Source organism: Brevundimonas sp. DW-iso22, assembly GCF_058725425.1.
This window is the reverse complement of record NZ_JBZXEB010000002.1, coordinates 278,778-301,400: the sequence shown is the minus strand read 5'-3', so window position 1 is coordinate 301,400 and position 22,623 is coordinate 278,778. Positions and strand designations below refer to the sequence as shown.

At 66.3% G+C, this 22,623-nt stretch carries 24 protein-coding genes; 8 read left to right on the top strand and 16 right to left on the bottom strand.

Annotation, left to right across the window (positions count from 1 at the left end):
- The first annotated feature begins 5 nt into the window (after positions 1 to 5).
- The 4 genes from rpsK (at position 6) to AC4PRM_RS01370 (ending at position 2,639) form a co-directional block, all read left to right on the top strand.
- Positions 6 to 395 carry a 30S ribosomal protein S11 gene (gene rpsK / locus AC4PRM_RS01385; protein WP_183213186.1) on the top strand — a complete coding sequence of 130 codons (390 nt, stop codon included), beginning with the start codon at positions 6 to 8 and terminating at the stop codon, positions 393 to 395.
- A gap of 90 nt (positions 396 to 485) precedes the next feature.
- Positions 486 to 1,505, top strand: a complete 1,020-nt coding sequence (locus AC4PRM_RS01380) for a DNA-directed RNA polymerase subunit alpha (protein ID WP_373255742.1) — start codon at positions 486 to 488, stop codon at positions 1,503 to 1,505.
- A gap of 108 nt (positions 1,506 to 1,613) precedes the next feature.
- Positions 1,614 to 2,033 (top strand): 50S ribosomal protein L17, encoded by a 420-nt coding sequence (gene rplQ / locus AC4PRM_RS01375; RefSeq protein WP_373255741.1) that lies wholly within the window; start codon positions 1,614 to 1,616, stop codon positions 2,031 to 2,033.
- A gap of 141 nt (positions 2,034 to 2,174) precedes the next feature.
- Positions 2,175 to 2,639 carry a GNAT family N-acetyltransferase gene (locus AC4PRM_RS01370; RefSeq protein ID WP_373255740.1) on the top strand — a complete coding sequence of 155 codons (465 nt, stop codon included), beginning with the start codon at positions 2,175 to 2,177 and terminating at the stop codon, positions 2,637 to 2,639.
- 3 nt (positions 2,640 to 2,642) lie between these two features.
- Here AC4PRM_RS01370 and AC4PRM_RS01365 read toward each other — a convergent pair whose 3' ends face one another.
- A complete protein-coding gene (locus AC4PRM_RS01365; protein ID WP_373255739.1) occupies positions 2,643 to 3,509 on the bottom strand; it encodes a hypothetical protein in 867 nt (288 codons plus the stop codon).
- A complete protein-coding gene (locus AC4PRM_RS01360; protein ID WP_492038520.1) occupies positions 3,509 to 4,411 on the bottom strand; it encodes an ABC transporter ATP-binding protein in 903 nt (300 codons plus the stop codon). The genes AC4PRM_RS01365 and AC4PRM_RS01360 overlap by 1 nt, the downstream gene beginning before the upstream one ends.
- A gap of 104 nt (positions 4,412 to 4,515) precedes the next feature.
- Here AC4PRM_RS01360 and AC4PRM_RS01355 point away from each other — a divergent pair, with 104 nt between their 5' ends.
- From AC4PRM_RS01355 to AC4PRM_RS01345, 3 genes are read left to right on the top strand one after another with little or no spacing between them, the layout of a single operon-like run.
- The gene (locus AC4PRM_RS01355) at positions 4,516 to 5,733 is read left to right on the top strand and encodes an alkaline phosphatase family protein (protein WP_492038519.1); all 1,218 of its coding nucleotides are present in this window, start codon (positions 4,516 to 4,518) and stop codon (positions 5,731 to 5,733) included.
- 22 nt (positions 5,734 to 5,755) lie between these two features.
- Complete coding sequence (locus tag AC4PRM_RS01350; protein WP_373255736.1) at positions 5,756 to 7,093, top strand: TCR/Tet family MFS transporter; 1,338 nt, start codon at positions 5,756 to 5,758, stop codon at positions 7,091 to 7,093.
- Between the two features lie 45 nt (positions 7,094 to 7,138).
- A complete protein-coding gene (locus AC4PRM_RS01345; RefSeq protein ID WP_373255735.1) occupies positions 7,139 to 8,524 on the top strand; it encodes a Do family serine endopeptidase in 1,386 nt (461 codons plus the stop codon).
- Here AC4PRM_RS01345 and lpxK read toward each other — a convergent pair.
- Genes lpxK through AC4PRM_RS01325 form a run of 4 tightly spaced genes read right to left on the bottom strand, consistent with a single transcriptional unit; the run spans position 8,521 to position 13,354 of the window.
- Entirely contained in the window at positions 8,521 to 9,528 is a 1,008-nt protein-coding gene (gene lpxK, locus AC4PRM_RS01340) for a tetraacyldisaccharide 4'-kinase (protein ID WP_492038518.1), read from the bottom strand. The genes AC4PRM_RS01345 and lpxK overlap by 4 nt on opposite strands.
- Positions 9,525 to 10,826, bottom strand: a complete 1,302-nt coding sequence (locus AC4PRM_RS01335) for a 3-deoxy-D-manno-octulosonic acid transferase (protein WP_492038517.1) — start codon at positions 10,824 to 10,826, stop codon at positions 9,525 to 9,527. Before AC4PRM_RS01335 ends, lpxK begins: the two co-directional genes overlap by 4 nt.
- Positions 10,827 to 10,829: 3 nt before the next feature.
- Positions 10,830 to 11,516 (bottom strand): lysophospholipid acyltransferase family protein, encoded by a 687-nt coding sequence (locus AC4PRM_RS01330; RefSeq protein WP_492038516.1) that lies wholly within the window; start codon positions 11,514 to 11,516, stop codon positions 10,830 to 10,832.
- Complete coding sequence (locus tag AC4PRM_RS01325; protein WP_492038818.1) at positions 11,513 to 13,354, bottom strand: ABC transporter ATP-binding protein; 1,842 nt, start codon at positions 13,352 to 13,354, stop codon at positions 11,513 to 11,515. Before AC4PRM_RS01325 ends, AC4PRM_RS01330 begins: the two co-directional genes overlap by 4 nt.
- A gap of 83 nt (positions 13,355 to 13,437) precedes the next feature.
- Between AC4PRM_RS01325 and AC4PRM_RS01320 the strand changes: the two genes are divergently transcribed.
- Positions 13,438 to 14,103 carry a fused DSP-PTPase phosphatase/NAD kinase-like protein gene (locus tag AC4PRM_RS01320; RefSeq protein ID WP_492038515.1) on the top strand — a complete coding sequence of 222 codons (666 nt, stop codon included), beginning with the start codon at positions 13,438 to 13,440 and terminating at the stop codon, positions 14,101 to 14,103.
- Between the two features lie 3 nt (positions 14,104 to 14,106).
- On the opposite strand, the gene AC4PRM_RS01315 is transcribed toward AC4PRM_RS01320, so the two are convergent.
- The 10 genes from AC4PRM_RS01315 to AC4PRM_RS01270 form a co-directional block, all read right to left on the bottom strand.
- On the bottom strand, positions 14,107 to 14,346 hold the full coding sequence (locus tag AC4PRM_RS01315) for a hypothetical protein (RefSeq protein WP_487923207.1): 240 nt from the start codon (positions 14,344 to 14,346) through the stop codon (positions 14,107 to 14,109).
- 60 nt (positions 14,347 to 14,406) lie between these two features.
- Positions 14,407 to 14,652, bottom strand: a complete 246-nt coding sequence (locus AC4PRM_RS01310) for a DUF4170 domain-containing protein (RefSeq protein ID WP_373255728.1) — start codon at positions 14,650 to 14,652, stop codon at positions 14,407 to 14,409.
- A gap of 27 nt (positions 14,653 to 14,679) precedes the next feature.
- Positions 14,680 to 15,477, bottom strand: a complete 798-nt coding sequence (locus AC4PRM_RS01305; RefSeq protein WP_492038514.1) for a 3'(2'),5'-bisphosphate nucleotidase CysQ — start codon at positions 15,475 to 15,477, stop codon at positions 14,680 to 14,682.
- Positions 15,474 to 16,826 (bottom strand): TldD/PmbA family protein, encoded by a 1,353-nt coding sequence (locus AC4PRM_RS01300; protein WP_492038513.1) that lies wholly within the window; start codon positions 16,824 to 16,826, stop codon positions 15,474 to 15,476. Before AC4PRM_RS01300 ends, AC4PRM_RS01305 begins: the two co-directional genes overlap by 4 nt.
- A gap of 49 nt (positions 16,827 to 16,875) precedes the next feature.
- Positions 16,876 to 17,286 (bottom strand): MAPEG family protein, encoded by a 411-nt coding sequence (locus AC4PRM_RS01295; RefSeq protein WP_373255725.1) that lies wholly within the window; start codon positions 17,284 to 17,286, stop codon positions 16,876 to 16,878.
- A 3-nt stretch (positions 17,287 to 17,289) separates the two neighbouring features.
- Positions 17,290 to 19,119 (bottom strand): M14 family metallopeptidase, encoded by a 1,830-nt coding sequence (locus tag AC4PRM_RS01290; RefSeq protein ID WP_492038512.1) that lies wholly within the window; start codon positions 19,117 to 19,119, stop codon positions 17,290 to 17,292.
- A gap of 85 nt (positions 19,120 to 19,204) precedes the next feature.
- Positions 19,205 to 19,828 (bottom strand): hypothetical protein, encoded by a 624-nt coding sequence (locus AC4PRM_RS01285; RefSeq protein ID WP_373255723.1) that lies wholly within the window; start codon positions 19,826 to 19,828, stop codon positions 19,205 to 19,207.
- Positions 19,829 to 19,889: 61 nt separating this feature from the next.
- Positions 19,890 to 20,216, bottom strand: coding sequence for a hypothetical protein (locus AC4PRM_RS01280; protein WP_373255722.1), 327 nt, complete (start codon positions 20,214 to 20,216; stop codon positions 19,890 to 19,892).
- Positions 20,217 to 20,310: 94 nt separating this feature from the next.
- Positions 20,311 to 21,840 carry a UbiD family decarboxylase gene (locus AC4PRM_RS01275; RefSeq protein ID WP_492038511.1) on the bottom strand — a complete coding sequence of 510 codons (1,530 nt, stop codon included), beginning with the start codon at positions 21,838 to 21,840 and terminating at the stop codon, positions 20,311 to 20,313.
- A 9-nt stretch (positions 21,841 to 21,849) separates the two neighbouring features.
- A complete protein-coding gene (locus AC4PRM_RS01270) occupies positions 21,850 to 22,485 on the bottom strand; it encodes a Pr6Pr family membrane protein (protein WP_492038510.1) in 636 nt (211 codons plus the stop codon).
- Positions 22,486 to 22,623: the final 138 nt, after the last annotated feature.

The following is a 22,623-nucleotide window of genomic DNA, read 5'->3' as shown; positions in this document are numbered from 1 at the left end:
GACACATGGCCAAGGAACCGGGTCGCGTAAAGAAGCGCGAGCGCAAGAACATCACCTCGGGCGTCGCCCATGTGAACTCTTCGTTCAACAACACCATGATCACGATCACCGATGCCCAAGGCAACGCGATCTCGTGGTCGTCGTCGGGCCACATGGGCTTCAAGGGTTCGCGCAAGTCGACCCCTTACGCCGCCCAGATGGCTGCCGAAGATGCCGGCAAGAAGGCCCAGGAACACGGCGTCAAGACGCTGGAAGTGAACGTTTCGGGTCCCGGTTCCGGTCGTGAATCGGCCCTGCGCGCGCTGCAGTCGGTCGGCCTGACCATCACCACCATCCGCGACGTCACGCCGATGCCGCACAACGGTTGCCGTCCGCCCAAGCGCCGCCGCGTTTAAGCGTACCTTCACCGACTTCTATTCTCCGCCGGTCCTGGCGCCCCTGACGAGGAGCGAGGGACCGGCGAACTCCGTTTCCGAGGGACACCCATGATCGAACGAAACTGGCAAGAGCTGATCCGTCCCGAAAAGCCCCAGATCGAGGCCGGCTCGGACGCCCAGCGCAAGGCCCGCCTGGTGGCCGAACCTCTCGAGCGCGGCTTCGGCGTGACGCTCGGCAACGCCCTGCGCCGCGTGCTGCTGTCGTCGCTGCAAGGTGCCGCCGTCACCGCCATCCAGATCGACGGCGTGGTCCATGAATTCTCGTCGCTGGAAGGCGTGCGAGAGGACGTGGTCGACATCGTCCTGAACATCAAGCAACTGGCGCTGCGCATGCACGCCGAGGGTCCCAAGCGCATGACGCTGAAGGCCACCGGCCCTGGTCCGGTCACGGCCGGCCAGATCGACGTGCCTGCCGACATCGAGGTTCTGAACCCCGACCACGTGATCTGCACGCTGGATGACGGCGCTTCGGTGCGCATGGAACTGACCGTCCAGAACGGCAAGGGCTACGTCGCCTCCGAGCTGAACCGTCCGGAAGACGCCCCGATCGGCCTGATCGCCGTCGACGCCCTGTATTCGCCGGTCAAGCGCGTCGCCTATCGCGTCGAGCCGACCCGTCAGGGCCAGTCGCTGGACTATGACAAGCTGATCCTGGAAGTCGAAACCAACGGCGCTGTCAGCCCCGTGGACGCCGTGGCGTATGCCTCGCGCATCCTGCAGGACCAGCTCCAGATCTTCATCACCTTCGACGAGCCCAAGAAGGCCGTGGAAGCCACGGACGGCAAGCCTGACCTGCCGTTCAACCCGGCTCTGCTGAAGAAGGTCGACGAACTGGAACTGTCGGTCCGTTCGGCCAACTGCCTGAAGAACGACAACATCGTCTACATCGGCGACCTGATCCAGAAGACCGAGGGCGAAATGCTTCGCACCCCGAACTTCGGCCGCAAGTCGCTGAACGAGATCAAGGAAGTTCTGACGACCATGGGTCTGTCGCTGGGCATGGATGTGCCCAACTGGCCGCCCGAAAACATCGAAGACCTGGCCAAGAAGTTCGACGACCAGATCTAGTTTCAACCCTCCGCCCTTGGTCCACCCGGACCGCGGAGCGGTTAGAATGTGAAAGCCCCAGGTCCGCCGGTGATATGCGGAAACCAGGGTTGAGTAGGAGAGACCCCGATGCGCCATGGCGCCGCCTATCGCAAGCTCGGACGCACCAGCGCCCACCGGACCGCCATGTTCGCCAATATGGCTGCGTCGCTGATCAAGCACGAGCAGATCAAGACGACCCTGCCCAAGGCCAAGGAGCTGCGGCCCTTCGTCGAGAAGCTGGTCACGCTCGCTAAGCGCGGCGACCTGCACGCTCGCCGTCAGGCCATCAGCCACGTCCGTGACGTGCCGCAGGTCGGCAAGCTGTTCGAAACGATCGGCCCGCGTTACGCCGACCGTAGCGGTGGCTATATCCGCATCATGAAGGCTGGCTTCCGCCACGGCGACAACGCCGCCATGGCCGTGATCGAGTTCGTCGATCGCGACGCCGACGCCAAGGGTCTGGACTCCGGTCCCGTCTATGAAGTGCAGGGCGACGACGAGGCTTAAGCCTTTTCGACCCTGTCGAAGATCCGAGAGCGGCTGGAGCGATCCAGCCGCTCTTTTCGTTTGGCACAATCGTTTGCCGCGCGACGGCGCGCTGCTTGAGCGCGGCTTGTCGCATCGCAACGGCAAGGGTAGGCGAACGGCATGACCGAGCCTCGCATCATCCCCTTCCGCCCCGACCACGTCGAGGCCTGGGCCGCGCTGAACACCGCCTGGCTGCGGGAGGGTGGTTTCGAGATCGAGGCCAAGGATCGAAAGGTCATTGGTGACCCGCAAGGGTCGATCCTTGATGCGGGCGGGCACATCTTCATGGTGGAGCGGGACGGGCAGGCTGTGGGCTGCTGCGCGCTGATGGCCATGGACGACGGCGGCTTCGAAGTCGCCAAGATGACCGTTACGCCGTCCGCACGGGGGAAGGGGCTGTCGCGGCAACTTCTGGAGGCCTGCGAGGCGACGGCGCGCTCCGCCGGGGCCCCACGCCTTTATCTGGAGACGAGCAGCGCCCTGACGGTTGCCGGGCAGCTATACCGCAGCTTCGGCTTCGTCACCTTGCCGCCTCAGCCCACGCCCTATGCGCGGGCCGACGTCTTCATGGAGAAGCGGCTGTAGGGCCTACTCCTTCGACAGGTCCTGCCGCTTGAACCAGAACAGGGCTCCAGCGATAGGCAGCAGGGTCCAAAGGGCCATACTCAGCCAGGCCTTCAGCGCCAGCCCCTCGGGCAGGGTTGAGCCTGCACCGGAGGCGATGGCCTTCAGCGCTTCGATTGCGCCAGACGGATTCGCCAGAACCGGCAGCCAGGCATCCGGCTGCATGCCCATGGTCAGGAACAGCTGGGGCGAGAAAAACTGCGCCACGGCCACGACCAGCGGCACGAACAGGGCCGCCAGCAGCGACCGGGTCACCACAGCCGTCAGCAGGGCCAGCATCGTGAACTGCATGACCCGCAGGAAGGACAGGCCTCCGAGAGCGAAGAAGCCGCCGATCGCCTCGCCGGTGACATTGAACGTAAGCGGGCGCTCGAAGGTAGCCGCACGGATGAAGGTTTCTGCCACGCCGCTGAGCAGCATCACGAAAACGGCGATCAGGGTCAGCAGTGCAGCGATGGCCAGCTTGCCGAGCAGAAGGTTGGTCCGGCTGTTGCGGGCGCTGATCAGCCGCCACGTCTCCCAGCGGTAGTCGGCGGCATACAGGGTCGCCGCCCCGATCAGGACGAACGGTAACAACAAGATGCTGTCCAGCTTGCCCGCCGCCGCGACCAATTCAGTTGCCAGATTGATCGGCGTGCTGGCCATCATGGCAATGACCTCGGGCGGCAAGTCCGTCTGGGCCGCGATCTGCGCTTCGTTGGCCTTCAGGAAGACCACCCCGATGATTCCGAAGATCAGCGACAGGATGGGGGCGAAGAACACGCTCCAGAACCAGGTCGTGCGGCTCTTGGACAGGCGGAAGCCTTCGGCGCGGATGGCATCGACGATCATTAGCGGGCCTCCGGCGTCTGGACGGCGCCCGTCTCGGTGAAAAAGATGCTCTCCAGGTCGGTACCGACCCAGCGTGCCTCGTTGATATCGATCCCGGCCTCGACCAGGGCGCGGATGACGGCCGGCCCCTCGTTGCGCGGGACGTCGGCCAGGACGGCGTCGCCCTCGTGCTTACCCTTGGTGCCCAGCACGTCCAGCGCGCGCGCGATGGGGGTGACCGACAGGCTGAGCCGTTCGCCGACAGAGGTCAGCTCGCTGACCGTGCCCTCGCGGACCAGACGGCCCTTGTTCATGATGGCCACTCGGTCGCAGACGCGCTGGACCTCCAGCAGCTGGTGGCTGGCCAGGACCACGGTCACCCCGTCGTCATGGGCCAGCGAGCGGATCAGGGCCCGCATCTCCTGAATGCCGGGAGGGTCCATGCCGCTGGTCGGCTCATCGAGGATGATCAGCTCCGGTTCGTTCAGCAGGGCCGCGGCGACGCCGAGCCGCTGCAGCATGCCGACGGAGAAACCGCGCACGCGCCGGTCCGCCGCCTCGGTCAAACCCACACGGTCCAGCCAGCGCGGGATGTCGACGGTGTTCGACATGCCATGGCTGAGCGCCAGCCACTTCAGCGCCTGACGCGCGGTCAGATAGGGGGGATAGCGCGGCGTCTCGATCATCGAGCCCATGCGGCGCATCGAGGTGATGTCACCGATGGCGCCACCCATCACCGTGGCCGAGCCCTGCGTCGGCCGGATCAGGCCCAGCAGGATGCGGAACAGCGTGGACTTGCCCGCCCCGTTCGGCCCCAGCACGCCGTAGACGCCGCCCTTGGGAATGGTCAGGTCCAGCCCGGCAAGGGCGTGGACGGTGCCGTAGGTCTTGGTCAGACCCCGTGTTTCGATCACAGCGTTCATGCAAGCCAACCTGCCCGGCACCGGACGTTGCGACAAGCCGTCTTGGGCCTGTCTTGGATTAAGGTTAGGCAATGTTCGTCACCCCAGTTTTCGGATTTGTCTGCATGTTGAACCGTATTGCCGTCCTGGCCCTGACCGCTTTTCTGGGGGCCTGCGCAAGCGTGCCGATGGCCCCGGCGCAGGCCGAACGGCCGCTGGTGATCCTTGTCTCAATCGACGGGTTCCGGCCGGACTATCTGAACAAGGGCATCACGCCGGTGCTGTCACAACTGACTGCCGATGGGGCCAGCGGGCCAATGCGACCGTCCTTCCCCAGTGTGACCTTCCCCAACCACTATACGCTGGTCACGGGCCTGCATCCTGACAACCACGGGATTGTCGGCAACAATATGATCGACGCCGAGCTGGGGTCCTTCAGCCTGCGCAACAAGGAAGCCGTGACCGACCGGCGGTGGTGGGATGACGGCGAGCCGATCTGGGTGACGGCGGAAAATGCGGGACTGGTCACCGGCACCATGTTCTGGCCGGGGTCGGAGGCGGACATCCGCGGCGTACGCCCGACGCACTGGACCGAGTTCGACCAGTCCATGCCGGACAATGTGCGGGTGGATCGGGTTCTAGGCTGGATGGATTTGCCGCAAGACCAGCGTCCTGCCTTGACCACGTTGTATTTCGACATCGTCGATACCGCAGGGCACAATCACGGACCGGATGGAGCCGCGACCACAGAAGCCGTTCGCGCTGTGGATGCCTCGATCGGGCGATTGATCGAGGGGTTGCAAGCGCGGGGTCTGTACCAACGGACGGTGCTGGTGATCGTGTCCGACCACGGCATGGCCGCTACTTCCCCGGACCGGGTGACCTATATCGACGACCTGATCGATCCGGAGGCGGTGCGGATCGTCTATTCCGGTGCAGCGACCTTCCTGAACCCGGTTCCCGGCCGCGAGGCCGAGGTCGAGGCGGGGCTGTTGGGTTCGCGTCCGCATCTGGAGTGCTGGCGCAAGAGTGAGATTCCCGCGCGGTTCGTTCTTGGGGACCATCCTCGCGTTCCGGCCATCGTCTGTGCCTCGGAGCCGGGCTGGCTGCTGGCAACACGGGCGCGGCCCGTGACGCGCGAGGGCGGGGCGCATGGCTATGACAATGCCTCGCCGGAAATGGCGGCTCTGTTCATCGCCCACGGCTCCGGGGTCGTTAAGGGGCGACGGCTGACCGGCCTGGACAGCGTCGATGTGCAGCCTCTGCTGGGCCGTCTGCTGGGCATTGCGGTGCCGCAGAGCGACGGCGATCCGGTCGACACCTTGCCGGTGACGGAGCCTTGAGGCTGGGCTAGAAGCCCCGCCCATGTCCCTGAGCAATCCCAAGGTGCGGCGCGCGGCGCTGGCCTTCATTTTCGTGACGGCGGTGCTCGACATCGTGGCGATGGGGATCATCATCCCGGTCCTGCCGCAGCTGATCGAGGATTTCGTCGGCTCGAACGCGCGGGCAGGCGTAATCAACGGCGTCTTCGTGGCCCTGTGGGCGGCGATGCAGTTCGTGTGTTCGCCGATCATCGGATCTTTGTCGGATCGCTACGGGCGCAGGCCGGTGATCCTGATCAGCTGTGCCGGACTGGCACTGGACTATGTGCTGATGGCCCTGGCCCCGAACCTGTGGTGGCTGGCGGCGGGACGGATCATCGCGGGCATCACCTCGTCCAGCTTCACCACCATCTATGCCTATATGGCCGACATCACCGAGCCGGCGAAGCGGGCGCGCGCCTATGGCCTGATCGGTGCGGCCTTCTCGGGCGGCTTCGTGCTGGGACCAGTGATGGGTGGTTTTCTCGGCGATGTCGATCCGCGCCTGCCGTTCTGGGTGGCGGGTGGCCTGTCCGGCGTAGCCTTCTTTTACGGCCTGTTCGTCCTGCCCGAGAGCCTGCCGGTCGAGAAGCGGATGGCTTTCAGCTGGCGGCGGGCCAATCCGGTCGGGTCGCTGATCCTGCTGAAGCGACACACCGAACTCAGCGGCCTCGCCGTCGTGAATTTCCTGCTCTACTTCGCCCACCACGTCTTCTCGGCGGTGTTCGTGCTCTATGCCGCCTGGCGCTATGGCTGGGGTCCCAAGGAGGTCGGGCTTCTGCTGGCGCTGGTCGGGCTGCTGGACATGCTTGTGCAGGGCGTTCTGGTCGGGCCGCTGGTCAAGCGGTTCGGCGACAGGGGCGTCATGGTTTTCGGCCTGCTGGGCGGCACCGTCGGCATCGCGCTTATGGGCTGGGCTCCCACCGGCCTGATCTTCATCCTGGCGATGTTGCCCAATGCGCTATGGGGCCTGGCCATGCCGACGTTGCAATCGCTGATGACCCGGCGTGTCGGCGAGGACGAGCAGGGTCAGCTTCAGGGGGCAAACATGAGCGTCGCCTCTATCGCCGGGGTCATGTCGCCGCTTTTCTTCGGCTGGATCTATTCGATCTCGGTCGGGGAAGGGGCGCTGGCGACCCGGCTTTGGCTGGCGAATGCGATGGACGGAGCCCCCGCGCAGATGCTGGCGCTGGCGACGCGGGTCATGACCCAGCCGGGGCTGGCCTTCTATCTGGCCGCCGTAGCGCTTCTGATGGCCGCCATCGTCGGCTGGGTGGTGGGGCGTCAGGCCGATCGCGACGATGCCGCAGAAGCCCGCCTTGATCCTGTCCCAAATCCATAGCTGGATTGCACCGGGCGCTGACCGACCTATCTGATCCGGATGACCATGAAGACCTTCACCGCCGCCGCTGCCCTCGCCCTGACCCTCGCCGCCTGCGGCCAGCCGAACGACACCAGAGCCCAGGACGGGGTTTTTGCTGAGAACCGCGTGGTGCCCGGCGACGCCATGGCCATGAAGTCCAGCTTCGCGCCCGTGGTCCGCACCGCCGCCCCCGCCGTGGTCAATGTCTCGGGTCGTGGCGTCCAGCAGGTCCAGGACCCCTTCTGGTCGATGTTCGGCCAGAGGCCGCGTGCCCAGCAGGTCGGCTCGGTCGGCTCGGGCGTGATCGTGCGGGCCGATGGAGTGGTGGTGACCAACTATCACGTCATCAACGGCATGCAGGAGATCAAGGTCGTGCTGAACGACCGGCGCGAGTTTTCGGCCCGGCTCATCCTGGCCGACGAACGCTCCGACATCGCCGTGCTGCAACTGGACGGCGTCAGCGAGAGCCTGCCGGTCCTCAACATCGACGACCGCGAGGAACAGCAGATCGGCGATCTGGTCCTGGCCATCGGCAACCCCTTCGGTGTCGGCCAGACGGTGACCAACGGCATCATCTCGGCCCTGAACCGGACCGAGACGGGCATCAGCGATAGCGGCTCGTTCATTCAGACTGATGCCGCCATCAATCCCGGCAACTCCGGCGGAGCCCTGGTCGACATGGACGGTGACCTGATCGGCATCAACACGGCCATCTTCAGCCGCTCCGGCACCTCGGCGGGCGTCGGCTTCGCGGTCCCGGCCTCCATGGTCAAACGGGTGGTCGACAGTGCCGTCGGCGGGGCCAAGGCTGTCGTGCGACCCTGGCTGGGCGTCAAGGGCGACAGCGTCAGCGCCGACATCGCCCGCAGCCTGGGCCTGGAGCGTCCGCAAGGCATCATCGTCACCGACGTCTATGCGGGTGGTCCCGGTGCCCGCGCGGGCCTGCGCGAAGGCGACGTCATCACCGCCATCGATGGGGCCGAGATCAACGACCAGGGCGGCCTGAACTTCCGCGTTGGCACGCGCGAGCCCAACCAGACGGTGCAGGTCTCGATCCTGCGCGACGGACGAGCCCAGACGGTGGACGCTCGGGTTCAGACCCTGCCGGGCAATGCCGATACGGACCGCGCGACGGTCATTCAGGCGGGCGCGCTCAGCGGGGCCCAGGTGCTGGAACTCAACCCCGCCCTGGCCGACAGCCTGGGTGGCGATCCCTTTGCCAGTGGCGTCGTGATCGGTCGGGTCGAGCGCGGCAGCTATGCCAACCGCATCGGCCTTCAGGGGGGCGACATCGTCCTGGCCGTCAATGGCCGGCAGGTGTCGTCTGCGACCCAGCTCTCCAATATCGGTCGTGGCACCCAGCTCAGCATCAACCGGCGTGGTCGAGTGATCGAGGGCCAGGTCCGCTAGTCCAGCGCGCTCACTACAATAGCCGCAAATGCGTCCTCGTCCTCAAACGTCGCCTTGACGGGCCAGGAGATGACGCGTTCGCGCCACTCCGGCGGCAGGCGGGACCAGTCTTTCTCAGTGGTGATCAGGCGGGCATTGAACAGCTCCGCGCGCTCTTCAAGAAAGCGGAAGTCGCGGTCCTGGAACGCCGAATGGTCGGGGAAGGGCACGAAGTCGGCCAGATCGGCCCCAGCGGCCTGGAGCGCGCGCTCGACCTTCCACGGCTTGGCGATGCCGGCGAAACCGACCAGCGGGCCGGGCGGGGGCGGGGCGGCGGGCATCAGGCGGGCGACGAAGACGGGCAGGGGGCCGAACACCTCGACCAGCTCCGGGTCCACCTCCGGCGCATCGGCGGGCAGCAGGATGACCACGACGTCCGCGCGGGCCAGACCGGCCTTCAGCGGCTCGCGCATCGGGCCGGACGGAAAGACCGAGCCGTCGCCGAAGGGCCATTCCCCATCACGCGTCTCGCCGTCCACGACGATCAGGCTCAGCGTCTTCTTCATCGCCGGGTTCTGATGCGCGTCGTCCAGCACCAGGGCCTGAGCCCCGGCGGCCGCAGCGACCTTGGCCCCGCTGACGCGATCCCGTGCGATCCAGGCCGGACTGTCCAGCGCCAGCATCAGCGGCTCGTCCCCGACCTCGGCGGCCGTATGGACAGCCAGATCGACCCGCACCGGCCCCTCCAGCGACCCGCCATAGCCGCGCGACAGGGCCTGGGCGTCGATACCGGCGGCCCGCAGCAGGCGCAGCACCTCGCGCGCCACCGGCGTCTTGCCCGACCCGCCGACCGTCAGATTGCCGATGGAGATGACCGACACACAGGGATCGACCGGCACGGTCCGGGCGATGCGCCGCGCGGTGACGGCGGCCCAGATCCACGACACGGGCTTCAGCATCATCCGCTGCACCGGCGCATGACGCCGGTCGCGGTCGTACCACCAGCGGGGCGTGTTCAGCTTCATCGCCGCGCACCCGGCCTGGCAGGGGCGGGCGGTAGCAGTTCGACCAGCGTCTCCCACAGCCGCTCCAGCCCCGAACCCGCCTCGGCGGCCGCACGACGGCCCCGTTCGCCCATCACCCGCGCGGCCTCGCTGTCGGCCAGCAGGGGCGCGATTACGGCGGGCAGGTCCGACGGGCTATCGACCACGGCCAGGCCCCCGGCCTCGACCAACGCCTCGGTCACAGCGGACCAGTTGCTCATATCCGGCCCCGTGACGGCGGGCTTGCCCAGCCGCGCGGGCTCCAGCGGATTGTGCCCCCCGACCGGCGGCTTGTTCAGGGCGGCGGAAAAGCTGCCGCCCATGACCACGACATCGGCCAGCCGCAGGAATAGCCCCATCTCCCCCAGGGTGTCGGCGACATAGAGGTCCGTCTCGGCATCTGGCTGATCCCCGCGCGAGCGCAGGGCGAAGCGGTAGCCGTCGGCCGTCATGGCACTGGCGATAGCGACGCTGCGTTCCGGGTGACGCGGCACCAGAATCAGGCACAGCCGGTCCGCCAGGTTGTCCAAGGCCCGGATCAGGGCGATCTCCTCGCCGTCATGGGTGCTGGCGGCGACGACCACGGGACGGTCGCCGATGGCGGCGCTCAGGCGGGTAAAGGCGGCACCGTCGTGCGGCGGGGCCTCACCCGACAGCTTCAGATTGACTTGGCCGTCGATGCGCGCGCCCAGGCTTTCCAGCCGGACGGTCGAGGTCCAGTCCTGCGGCAGGATGCGGTCGAAGGCCGACAGCACACGCCGCGCCGCGCCGGGAAACCGCCGCCAGCCGGTCACGGTCTTTTCGGTGATGCGGGCGCTGGCCAGCACCAGTTTCACGCCTCGCGCCTGGGCCGCCAGGATCAGATTGGGCCACAGCTCGCTCTCGACGAAGACCGCCACACTGGGTCGCCAGTGATCGAGGAAGGCCGCGACGACATTGGGCCCGTCCACGGGCGCATACTGATGGATCACCCCGGCGGGCAGGCGCTGGGCCAGCAAGGCTGCAGAGGTCATGGTGCCCGAGGTGACCAGAATGGTCAGGTCCGGCCGGCCCGCGCGGATGCGCTGGACCAGCGGCAGCAGCGACAGGGTCTCGCCCACGCTGACACCATGCAGCCAGATCAGGTCGCCGTCGGGTCGCGGTGTGCGGGTGATGCCGAGACGCTCATCGACGCGGGCCGCGTCCTCCTTGCCCTGTTTGACGCGCGCATCCAGCAGGCGCGGGGCCAGCGGCTCCAGCAGCCGGGTCAGCAGGCGATAGGCGATCAGGGCCGGGCTCATCACTCAGACCCGTTCCAGACCGGTGATGGCGTCGGCTTCGGCCTCTACGGCGTTGAGCCGCTCGGTCCAGGCGAAGGCGACGTCGGCCAGCTCCGACCCGTCCGGATAGTCTGCGACGTCCCAGACGATGGCCCCCTTGCCGAAGGGCAGGGGCAGAACCGCCTTGTCCCAGCTTTTCAGGCGGATGGCCGGCTTGCAGGACATGCCGATGAACAGGACGGGGGCCTTGGACAGTTTGGCCATCAGGGGCAGGCCCTCGGCCATCTTACGCGCCGGGCCGCGCGGGCCGTCGGGGGTGATGGCCAGGGCCCCGATCTTCAGCTGTTTCAGACCGTCACGGAGGGCTTGCGTACCGCCCTTGGCGCGGTCGGCCTTGTCCTTGTTGGCCGAGGAGCCGCGCACCGCGGGAATGCCTTGCAGGGCCACGGCCTTGGCGATGAACTGGCCGTCCGGGCTGAGCGAGATCAGGGCTTTGGCCGGTTGCGCCCGGTCCAGCGGCCAGCACGACGGCGACAGGCCGATGCGCGAATGCCAGAAGGCGCACAGGACGCCGCCACCCTTGGCCCAGACGGCTTCGGCCACGCCCTCGTTCTGGTGTGTCCAGCGGATGGTGGCGAAGCAGAACCGCATCCACTGTGCCAGCAGCCAGGCGAGGACGGCCTGAATGATCGGATTGCGCAGGGGTCTCATGCGACGGTGTCGACCGTGGCGACTTCGCCATCCAGCGACTGCTGCCGGGCCAGACGGGCGTAGAGGCCGCCCTGGCGGACGAGGCTGTCGTGGGTCCCTGTTTCGATAACTTGCCCGGCATCGATGACATAGATGCGGTCGGCATTGCGGACGGTGGACAGGCGGTGGGCGATCATCAGGGTGGCGCGGCCCTGCATCAGCCGTTCCAGCGCCGTCTGCACCAAAGCCTCGCTCTCGGTGTCCAGCGCGCTGGTCGCCTCGTCCAGCAGGACGATGGGCGCGTCCTTCAGGAAGGCCCGGGCGATGGCGACGCGCTGACGCTGGCCGCCGGACAGGCGCAGGCCCGCCTCGCCCGCGCGGGTGGCATAGCCTTCGGGTAGGGCGCTGATGAAGTCGTGGGCGGCGGCGGCCTGGGCGGCGGCGACGATATCCTCTGCCGTCGCGCCGGGGCGCCCGTAGGCGATGTTGGCAGCCAGGGTGTCGTCGAACAGGAAGGGTTCCTGCGTCACCAAGGCGATCTGGCTGCGCAGATCGTGCAGCTTCAGCTCGCGGATATCGCAGCCGTTGACAGTCACAGACCCCGCCGTGACGTCATAGAATCGCGGCAGCAGGGACAGGATGGTCGACTTGCCTCCGCCCGAGGGGCCGACCAGGGCCACGGTTTCGCCCGGCGCGACGGTCAGGGAAACATCGGACAAGGTCGGTGCACCGCCCTGGGCCGCCGGGGCATAGGCGAAGGAGACGTTGTTCAGGGCGATGGTGGCAGGGCCATGCTCCAGAGGTGCGGCGTCGGCGGCCTCGCGGATTTCGGGCTGGATATCCAGCGCCCCAAACAGACGGCGTGCCGCCGTCAGCCCCTCGGCCATGACGGTCTGAAGGTTGGTCACCTGACGCAGCGACTGCCCGGCCGCCATCAGCAGACCTATGAAGGCGGCGAAGGCCCCGACCGTCATCTCGCCGGACTGCGCCCGCCATCCGGCATAGGCCATGACGGCGGCGACGATGATCATGGCGACCAGGTTGGAGAACGGACCGGCAAAGGCACGGGCGTCGGCGGACTTGATCACGTGACGCTGGCGGCGGGAGACGACCTCGCCGACACGACCCTCTTCGGCGGCTTCTCGGTTCTCGATCTTGATCAGGCGGACGCCGTCCAGGTTTTCCATCAGGGCTGTGGAGAGGTTTTCGGTCTCCAGCATGGCTCCGGTCGTGGCTTTGCGCGTCCGCTTGCCGAAGCGGCGGATCACCAGGCTGATCAACGGCGCGCCCAGCAGCACGATCAGCGTCAGCCGCCAGTCCGTCCAGGCCATGTACGCAATGACAGCAATCAGGGTCAGGCCATGCTGGGTGTAGTTGACCACGCCATTGGTGAAGGCCTCGCGCACCAGATTGGCGTCGAACAGGACGCTGGAGACGAATCCGCCGGAATGCTGACTACGCAGCCGGGCCAGGTCAGCCCGGATCATGGCCCCGAACAGCTTGACCTGGATATCGCCGACGATGCCGTGGCCCAGCCGGTTGACCAGGAATGCCTGACCCAGTGCCGCGAAGGTCCAGACCAGGGCCAGGCCGACAATCAGCGACGGGATGGCGACCAGGGCCTGTTCGGGCGCTATGGTGAAGACGTTCCAGACCCTGACCGGCTTACCCAGGAACAGGCCGTCGATGGCCGGTTGCAGCAGTTGCAGCACGGTCGCGGCCATGATCCCGACCACGGCCGCGCAAATGATCGACAGGATCAGCGCGGACCGGTGATGCGAGAGATAGTCATGCCAGATACGCGCCAGCAGCGGGCGCAGGCGTTCCTTCTCTTGAGCGGCTGGGGAAGACGTGGTCATCGCCCCGAGGTCGGACGGCTGGACGATGAAGTCAAGCATTCGCCGGGATGACGCGGGCCGATTGAGCCTCTATCTGCACGGTTATGTCACGCTACGATCTTTCCACGCCCGGGGGCCGGTTCAAGGCGCGGTGGGACTATGTCTGGAAGGATCATGCCTTTCTGAGGCGGTGGTTCATGAATGCCCACTGGCTGGGGCCGGATCTGGTGCGGACCAACCAGCCATCGCCCAAGCAACTGGAGTACTGGAAGTCGCAGGGCATCAGGACGGTCATCAACCTGCGTGGGGCGCGGGACGAGGCCTATTACGCGCTGGAAAAGGACGCCTGCGCGCGCCTGGGGCTGACGCTGATCGATGCGCCGCTGGATAGTCGCGATCCGCCGCAAAGGGATCGGGTGCACCGGGCGCGCGAGCTGTTCCGGACGATCGAATATCCGGTCCTGATCCACTGCAAATCCGGGGCGGACCGGGCGGGGATGATGGCGGTCTTCTATCGCCATTTCCATCTGGGCGAGCCGATCAGCGTGGCGATCGAACAGCTGTCGAAGAAATACCTGCACCACCGCGAGGGGCTGACCGGTGTGCTGGACTATACGCTCGAGAAATACCTGCGCGAGATCGAGCCGACGGGGGTCAGCTTCATCGACTGGATCGACAGCGATGCCTATGACCCCAAGGCTATCCGGGCCGAGTTCAAGGCCGGGTGGTGGGGGACGATCCTGACCGACAAGCTGCTGCGGCGGGAGTAGGGCTCAGCCCCAAGGGCCTGCTTTTGGCCCGGGACCGGAGCCGGGCTGCGTCGGATCGGACTCGCCGTTCTCGGCGCGGATTTCGGCGTCGCGGCGAGCCTTGCGCTCGGCCTCCCAGTTACGAAACCAGTGGGCCCACTCGCGGTCGCCTTTCCAGCGCATGACCCACAGCACCAGCACCATGAGCAGGCCGACGAGGGCGACGATTTCCTGGGTCTCGAAGGTGCGACCGAAGATATTCATGGACGAGCTTTCGCTTTGGGTGGACCAAGGTCCATCCTACGCCCCCCGACGCGGATTAGCCTAGTGCGCGTCGCCGCGTGGGTCGATCATGCGGTGGGCGTGCAGGATGAAGTAGCGCATCAGGGCATTGTCGACCGTGGCCTGGGCGCGAGCCTTCCACGCCTTCTTGGCCTCGTCATAGCTGCCGTACGCCCCGACGAACTCGACCTTGGTCAGGTCACGGAACACGGGCGCATCCAGGTGACGCAGCTCGCCGCCGATGACGAGATGCAGCAGTTGCGGGGTTTCGGTTCCGGGCGTGGTCATGGCGGCGTCCTTGGGCAGGCTGACAATCTAGCGGGGCGCGAGGGGAATAGGCGCTGTACGCCGCACGATCAACGGGTGAAGGGCCGGGGCGCTGCATATCAGGCTGTTCTGACGCGGATCGGCCTGGTTGAAGCGCCAGGGCCGGCCGTGGTGGTCGCTGACGACGGCCCCGGCTTCCTGGGCGATCAGGGCGCCGGCGCAGATGTCCCAGTCCCACTTGGGCGTCAGGGCGATGGCGGCATCGAAGGCCCCGGCCGCGACCAGGGCCCTGCGGTAGGCGATGGCGTTGCGCTTCTCATAGCGCATGGGCGGCCACGGCTCGTCCCAGTGCGGACCCTCCATCAGCCGTGCGTCGGCCAGGACGGAGGCATCGTCCAGATCGTCGGTGTCCGAGGCCGTGATCGGCTGTCCGTTCAGCGTCGCCCCGCCGCCCAAGGTGGCACAGAAGGTCTCGTTCAGGGCGGGGGCATGGATGACGGCGGCGACGGGCCGGCCATCCTCGACCACGGCGATGGGGATGCACCACCACGGCTTGCCCTCCATGTATGCGACCGTGCCGTCGATGGGGTCGACCACGAAAATGCGGCGGCGGGCCAGGCGCTCGGCACTGTCCTCGGTCTCCTCCGACAGCCAGCCATAGTCGGGGCGGGCCGACAGCAGGACATCCTTCAGCACACGATCCACGGCCATGTCGGCAGAGGTGACGGGCGACCCACCGGGCTTGGACCAGGTCTTCAGCCCGGCCTCGCGCTCGGCCAGGGCCAGCTCGCCGGCGGCGAGGGCCGCGTCGCGGATCAGGGCCAGGTCGGTCGAGTAATCGCTCATTTGCCCGCGATGGCCACTGCGTCGAACAGCAGGGACGGGCTGTTGAAGCTGGAGCGGAACTCCAGGTCCGAGCCGCGCTGCATCCGGCTCCAAAGGTCGATCAGATTGCCGGCGACGGTGATCTCGCTGACCGGATAGGCGATCTGGCCACCCTCGAACCAGAAGCCGGACACCCCGGCAGACCAGTCGCCGGTATTGCCGTTCAGCGACGGACCGAACATGGAGGTGATCAGCAGGCCCGTGCCCGCGTCGCTCATCAACCCATCCAGATCGCGCTGACCCGGCTCCAGGTGCAGATTGTGGGTGGAGACACCCGGAGGCCCCGCGGATCCGCGCGAGGCATGACCCGTCGAGACCAGGCCCAGCTGGGCGGCTGAGGCGCTGTTCAGCAGCCAGGTGGTCAGGATGCCGTTCTGGACGATCGCGCGACGCTCGACCGCCACACCCTCGTCGTCGAAGGGGGTGGAGCCGTGGCCGCGCGGTCGGAAGGGGTCGTCGATCAGGTCGGCTCCGACCGGCAGGATGCGCTGGTTCAACCGATCCTTCAGGAAGGACGTGCCGCGCGCGATGGACGGCCCGGATATTGCTCCCAGCATGGGCGAGATCACCTGCGTCGCCCTGCGGTTGTCGAAGATGACGGGCGCAGTGGTCGAGGCGATCTTTCGCGGGCCGACGCGGGCCACAGCACGCTGACCGGCGCGTTCGCCGATCCAGCCAGCATCCGGCAGGTCGGACAGGTGGCGGGCGCTGCGGCCCTCGCTGCCCCGCTCCATCCCGCCGTCCTTTTCGGCGATGACTCCAACGCCGAACGAGAAGGACGAGCCGTGATAGGCCCCGTCGAAACCGTCGGAGGTTACCAGACGCCAGCGGCTGGTGGAGTGGGAGGCGTGGCCGCCCTCGGATCGGGCGACACCGGGGATGGCCAAGGCGGCGGCCTCAGCCTCGGCGGAAACGGACTCCAGCTCGGCGGCGCTGCGTTCGGACGGGTCAAACAGGTCCAGATCGGGAAAGGGGCCCCTGGCCAGCCGATCCTTCGGAGCGAGGCCGGCATAGGGATCTTCGGGGGCCAGTCGGGCCATGGCGACGGCGCGTTCGATCAGGCGGGCGCAAGTCCCGTCTGAGAGGTCGGAAGCCGAGACGGTGGCCTGACGCCGACCGATGAAGACCCGCAGCCCAAGATCGCGGCTCTCCTCGCGCTCGACGTCCTCCAGCTTGCCGTTGCGGACGCCGACGGACAGGGCTGCGCTTTCGGAGGAGACCGCCTCGGCGGCATCGGCCCCGGCGCGAAGGGCACTGGCGACGAGATCATGAAGAATGTCGGGGGAGGCGGCAGTCTGTGGGGAGGGCATGGCCCGATATGGCGGACGGGGCGGCTGATCGCAACGGCGCGGGCGCGTATCAGCCCACGAAGGCGTGCACCACCAGCATGGCCCCGGCCAGGATCAGGGCCACGAAGGTCAGAGCCATGCCGATGACCCGACCCGGCGTCGGCTTCTGATCCGACAGGCTAAGCGCATGGATCACCCGACCGGCGAACAGTAGCCCGCCGACCATATGCAGCGCATAGGCGGGCAGGCCCAGCAGGGTCAGGACGGCCAAGGCCGCGATCCCGATCGGTATGTATTCCGACGCATTGCCGAACACCCGTCCGGCCAGAATGACCTGGGCATTGCCGCCGTCCCCCAGCAGAACCCGGTTAGAGCGCCGCGCCAGTACGACCCGCACCGACAGCGCCACCATCAGCAGGATCAGCAAACCGCTCCACAGGGCGGCGGCCTGGGCCGGTGACATCTGCGTCAGGAACGACATGGCTCAGCCCTCGCGACCCACAGGATACAGGCGGTAGTGGTCATCATAGAACGGCGTGCGCTCATAGAACCACTGCAAACGCGCGTCGCCGTCGGCGGCAAAGGCGGGCTCGGCGGCCAGCTTGGCCTCGAACTCGGCCTTCAGCGCGGGGTCTGCCGCCAGCATCCGCTCGGCCAGGGGAGCTATGGCATAGCCCTCGATGTATTCCACGCGGCTCAGCACCTCGGGGAAGAAGCCCCAGGCGAAGAAGCTCTCGCTGGACTGCGGCTCCAGCAACAGCACGACGATGTCGCCCAGCGGCTGGTCGGTCGGCACGCGGACGGAGCCTGTCGGGAAGGACCAGTTTCTGCGTTCGGGCGTGACCCCGGAAATGGCGACGGCGACGTGACCCTCATTGGCGCGGGTGGCCAGGCGTGGGTCGTTCAGGCGCAGCATCTCGACATCGACGGCTCGCGGTTCTGTCACCGTTTCCATCTGGATACCGTGCATCGCCAGACGCTCGATAATGTCGGTGCGGTATGACGGCACCCAATAGGCGGCGGGGCGGCGCAGGGTCAGGCTGGGGTGGGAGCCATAGAAGGGCATCTGCCACAGCTCCGGATCGGGCTGGCCCGACCAGCGGATTTCCCTGCGGCCCGAGGCGGGGCTGTCATAGGTGTCGTACAGGATGCCCTTGAACGGGCGCGTCGAGGACGGCGCTTCGTCCTGAACGAAGTTGGCCGGAATTTCGGCAGGGCGCAGCGAGCTGTCCGCGGCGATGGCGGTGCGCAGGTCGTTGCCCCGGTCGGCCAGTGTCCGCATGGCGTGTTCGAGGAAGACATAGGTGCCCAGCACGCGCTGTTCGTGCGGCTTCAGGCTGTGGTTCTCGATCAGGATGGTCGGCACCCGCGCGGCCGAGCCCCATCCGTTGGAAAACCGTTCGCCCAGGCCGCCATCGTTCAGCCCGGCGCGGGGATTGGCATCGTCCTGACCAAAGACAAGCTCGCCGGGGATATGCCCTTGTGCTTTCAGAGCCGCGTTCATCGCCGGCTTGAACGCCTGATCCAGCCAGGTCGCGATGGCAGGCGAGCGGCTATAGCTGCCGTTCTCGCCGTTGTAGCCGTAGGTCACGTCGTACTGGTAATCCAGGCCGTCGGTGACGTGGATATCGACGTAGAGGTCGGGCTTGTACTTCAGGATCAGACCACGCACGGCCCGCATTTCGGGCTGGTCCAGCTTCAGATAGTCACGGTTCAGGTTCTGGTTGGTGGCCGTGTTGCGCCAGCCCTGGATGCGGGGGCCGCGCTGGTTCGGACGGGAATAGGCGGAGGCTCGCTCATGCCCATCGACCGACAGGATAGGAATCAGGATCAGATTGACCCGGTCCAGCAGGTCGTCGCGGCCATAGAAGGCGATGTCGCGCAGCAGCATCATGCCCGCGTCTTTGCCGTCGATCTCGCCCGGATGGATACCGGCCTGGGCTAGAAGCACGGGCTTGGACGGATCCAGCGTGTCGCCGTCCTTCGATGCGATGACGGCATAGATCGGTCGGCCTTCCGGCGAGGTGCCGAACTGTTCGATGCGGATCAGGTCGGACGCCGCATCCAGCCGGTCGAACCAGGCGCGGGTGTCGGCATAGTTCGGGCTGAAGTCGTGGCCGGCATCGGCCTCGAAGGCCGTGACCCACGGGTCGGAGGTATCGCGCAGCAGGCTTCGGCTGGCTCCGTTCCAATCAGGAGCTGGCGGCAGGAACGGCTGATCCCATGGCGCGGCATTGGGAACCGAGGGCGACTGGGACATGGCGGGACTCGCTACAAGGGCCGCAAGCGCGGCAACAAGAATGGCAGGGCGCATGGCGGAAGTCCTGTTCCGATTGGGCTGTGATGGCAAGCGCTGGATACCCGTTCGTCAGCGAGGATATGGCTGCCCTGGGCCGTACTTAGCCACCAAAGGCTGGTGACCACCCGCCTGAAGCAAACAGCATGTGTGCTGCTCGCGTCATGTTCCACATCGTATAGGCCAGGACCACAATAAGGGCCGCAATGACCACCTTTCGCTGTGGGGCAAAGGCGGCGACGCCGGTGGATACTGCAAAAATGCCCACGCCTATGATCAGTCTGATGGACCAGACGGCGGCCCAACTCGGATCAGCCAAGGCCAGAAACCCCAGCAAAATCCAGACGATGGCGTTGGCAGCCAGGACGCAGCCGAATACCAGTTGCCTGTGAGCCCAGAAATGTTCGTCCAGATCAATGCGCGTCTTTACCCCCTCCGCGCTGACTCGGGGAAAGGTCACACTGGCCGCGATGTAGAAGGTTGCGGCGACGACCAGGCCAACCAGCAGCAGCACCGGGTTGAAGGGGGCTCCGCGAAAGAACACCCAGGCCTGGTTCCAGAAGGTTGCCAGGTCGATGGCGACGAACACGGCCAGAAGCGGCGTCAGCCAACCGAAGCGGACGCGATGCCGCTCATGCAGGATGCGCGCGAGACCCCCGACCAGCTCGGCAACCGACAGGCCCAGCAGAAGGCCGTAGAAGCTGAAAAAGAACTCGAATGCGCTCATCTGGCCCCCAGGCCCTTTACTCTGCATAGAGCGAGCGGCCAGGGGCCGAGACGGAACTGGATCAGCGGTTCAAAAGTGTCAGCAGGCGATCTACATCGCGTTGGGCTGCGGCCCTTCGGCCTTCGTGCTGGGCGAGTTGACGCCGCTGGGAGTCTGTCAGGGTTCCCGTTTGCTCTTCGACGGCCTTGAGTTCGGCAATCTTGCTGTCGAGTTCAGCAACACGATCCTCGGCCTCCATCAACGAAGCTTCGCGACGCTCCGTAAGATTTGGGCGATCGCGTGAACTCGCTCCGCGACCCACCATTACCTGGGCATCGGCTATTGTGGCGGTGGTAACGACGGGCATGGCGGTGGCCAGTGCAAGCGTGGCAACAAGCAGCAATTTCATCTCGTAACCCTAAACTGAATGACGGCGTTGCCGGACCCTAGATTACATTTCCGTCACATGTGAAGCGGGTTTCGGACACAATTTCGCAACTGTGTCATTTCCATATCGGTGATTGGTCGCCGGGCAGGCCAAGACGGCCCCACATTTCTGTCACACGGGCCACGACGTCGTTGTCCATTCGGATCTCCTCACCCCACTCGCGCTTGGTTTCCGGCTCCCACTTGTCAGTGGCATCCAGTCCGATCTTGGAGCCCAGACCGCTCTCGGGACTGGCGAAGTCCAGATAGTCGATCGGGGTGTTCTCGATCAGGGTGATGTCGCGCGCCGGGTCCATCTTGGTGGAGATGGCCCACATGACCTGCTTCCAGTCGCGGGCGTCGATGTCGTCGTCCACGACGATGACCCATTTGGTGTACATGAACTGGCGCAGATAGCTCCAGACGCCCAGCATGACCCGCTTGGCATGGCCGGGATAGGCCTTCTTCATCGACACCACGGCGATGCGGTAGGAGCACCCCTCGGGCGGCAGCCAGAAGTCGGTGATCTCGGGGAACTGCGCGCGCAGCAGGGGAATGAACACCTCGTTCAGCGCCTCGCCGAGGACAGAAGGCTCGTCCGGCGGGCGACCGGTGAAGGTGGTCAGATAGATGGGGTCGCGCCGCATGGTGATGGCCGTCACCTGGAAGACCGGGAAAGTCTCGACCGAGTTGTAATAGCCGGTGTGGTCGCCGTACGGGCCCTCGGGCGCATGCTCGTCCAGCAGGACATGGCCTTCCAGCACGATCTCGGCGTTGGCAGGTACCATCAGCGGCACGGTCTTGCAGGGCACCAGCTCGGCCTTCTGTCCACGCAGCAGGCCCGCGAACTGATATTCCGACAAGGTGTCCGGGACCGGGGTCACCGCCGCCAGTATGGTGCCCGGATCGGCCCCCAGAACAACGGCGCAGGGTAGGGGGTCGCGCTTTCCGGCCTTCTTGTGCCGGGCATAGTGCTGGGCCCCGCCGCGATGGGCCAGCCAGCGCATGATGGCCTTGTCCTTGCCCAGCACCTGCATGCGATAGATGCCCAGGTTGAAGTCGTCCTCCCGGTCGTCGCTCGGGCCCTTGGTGACGACGAGACCCCAGGTGATCAGCGGTGCCGGCTCGCCCGGCCAGCAGCCCTGGACGGGCAGGGCAGTCAAATCGATCTGTTCACCCTTCAGCACGACCTCCTGCACCGGGGCCTTCTTCACCACCTTTGGCCGCATCGACATGACGGTCTGGGCCAGCGGCAGCATTTCCATGGCGTCCGACAGGCCGCGCGGCGGGGTCGGGTTGCGCAGGAAGGCCAGCAGTTCGCCGACCTCTCGCAGTTCGGCCGCGGTGGTGCGAACCTTCTTCTCCATGGTCACGCCCATGGCCACGCGCTTCACCGTACCGAACAGATTGGCAAGGCAAGGGATGGGGCTGATCGAGCCGTCCGGCATGACCGGCTTTTCGAACAGCACCGCCGGCCCGCCGTTGCGCAGCAGGCGGGTCTGGATCTCGGTCATCTCGAGGTGGGTGGAGACCGGCTCGGACACGCGAACCAGTTCGCCCTCGGCTTCGAGCATCGCCATGAAGTCGCGCAGGGATTTATAGGCCATGCTGGTGGATTAGGCGGACACGGGCGTCCTGTCACCTGACGGTAGGCTGCGGTCGATCGCCACGACCAAAAGGCCAACCATCAGGAAGAAGATCAGCAGTCCGCCGAAATAGGCGGCAGTCCGGGCCAGGCCCAGTTCACTGACGTCGACGAACCAGTACGGCCACCAGTCGGAGGCAAAACCGTGAACCAAGGTCCAGCCGCCATAGGCCAGGGGAAACAGCAACCACCGCGCCGGGTCCCGCCACGTCAGCTGTCCACGCGGCACGAAGGCCAGCCAGTCGATCAGCATGGCGCTGGGCATGACGTAGTGCAGCAGTATGTTGACCACATACAGCCAGCCCTGCGGAGCCCAGGTGGCATGCAGCAGGAAGTGATACACCAGCCCGACGACAACGGCATACATGGTCACTGCCGCCCTCACGCCGGGTGACGCCATCGCCCGTCCAGCCCCGGTGCGGCTCGCGACTACCGGCAGCAGCATCGCCAGCATCACCAGAACATTGGTCAGGATGGTGAAGAAGCTGAAGAAATTCAGGGTGAGGGCAGCGATACGGCCCGGGTCTGCGCCGATCATCAATGCGTACTGAACAACGAGCGCGAACAGGCCGACCAGGGCGAACACGCCGCGCCATAGGGTCTTCATGACAGGACTAGTCCCAGGCAGAACGCGAGCCCTGCGATGAAGCCCAGTGCCGCTCCGGCCTTGACGGCGGCCGGGTCGCCCCGGCCATCGCGCCATCCAGCCTTGAAACCTCGCCAGACCTGAGAGCGTCTCCACGGC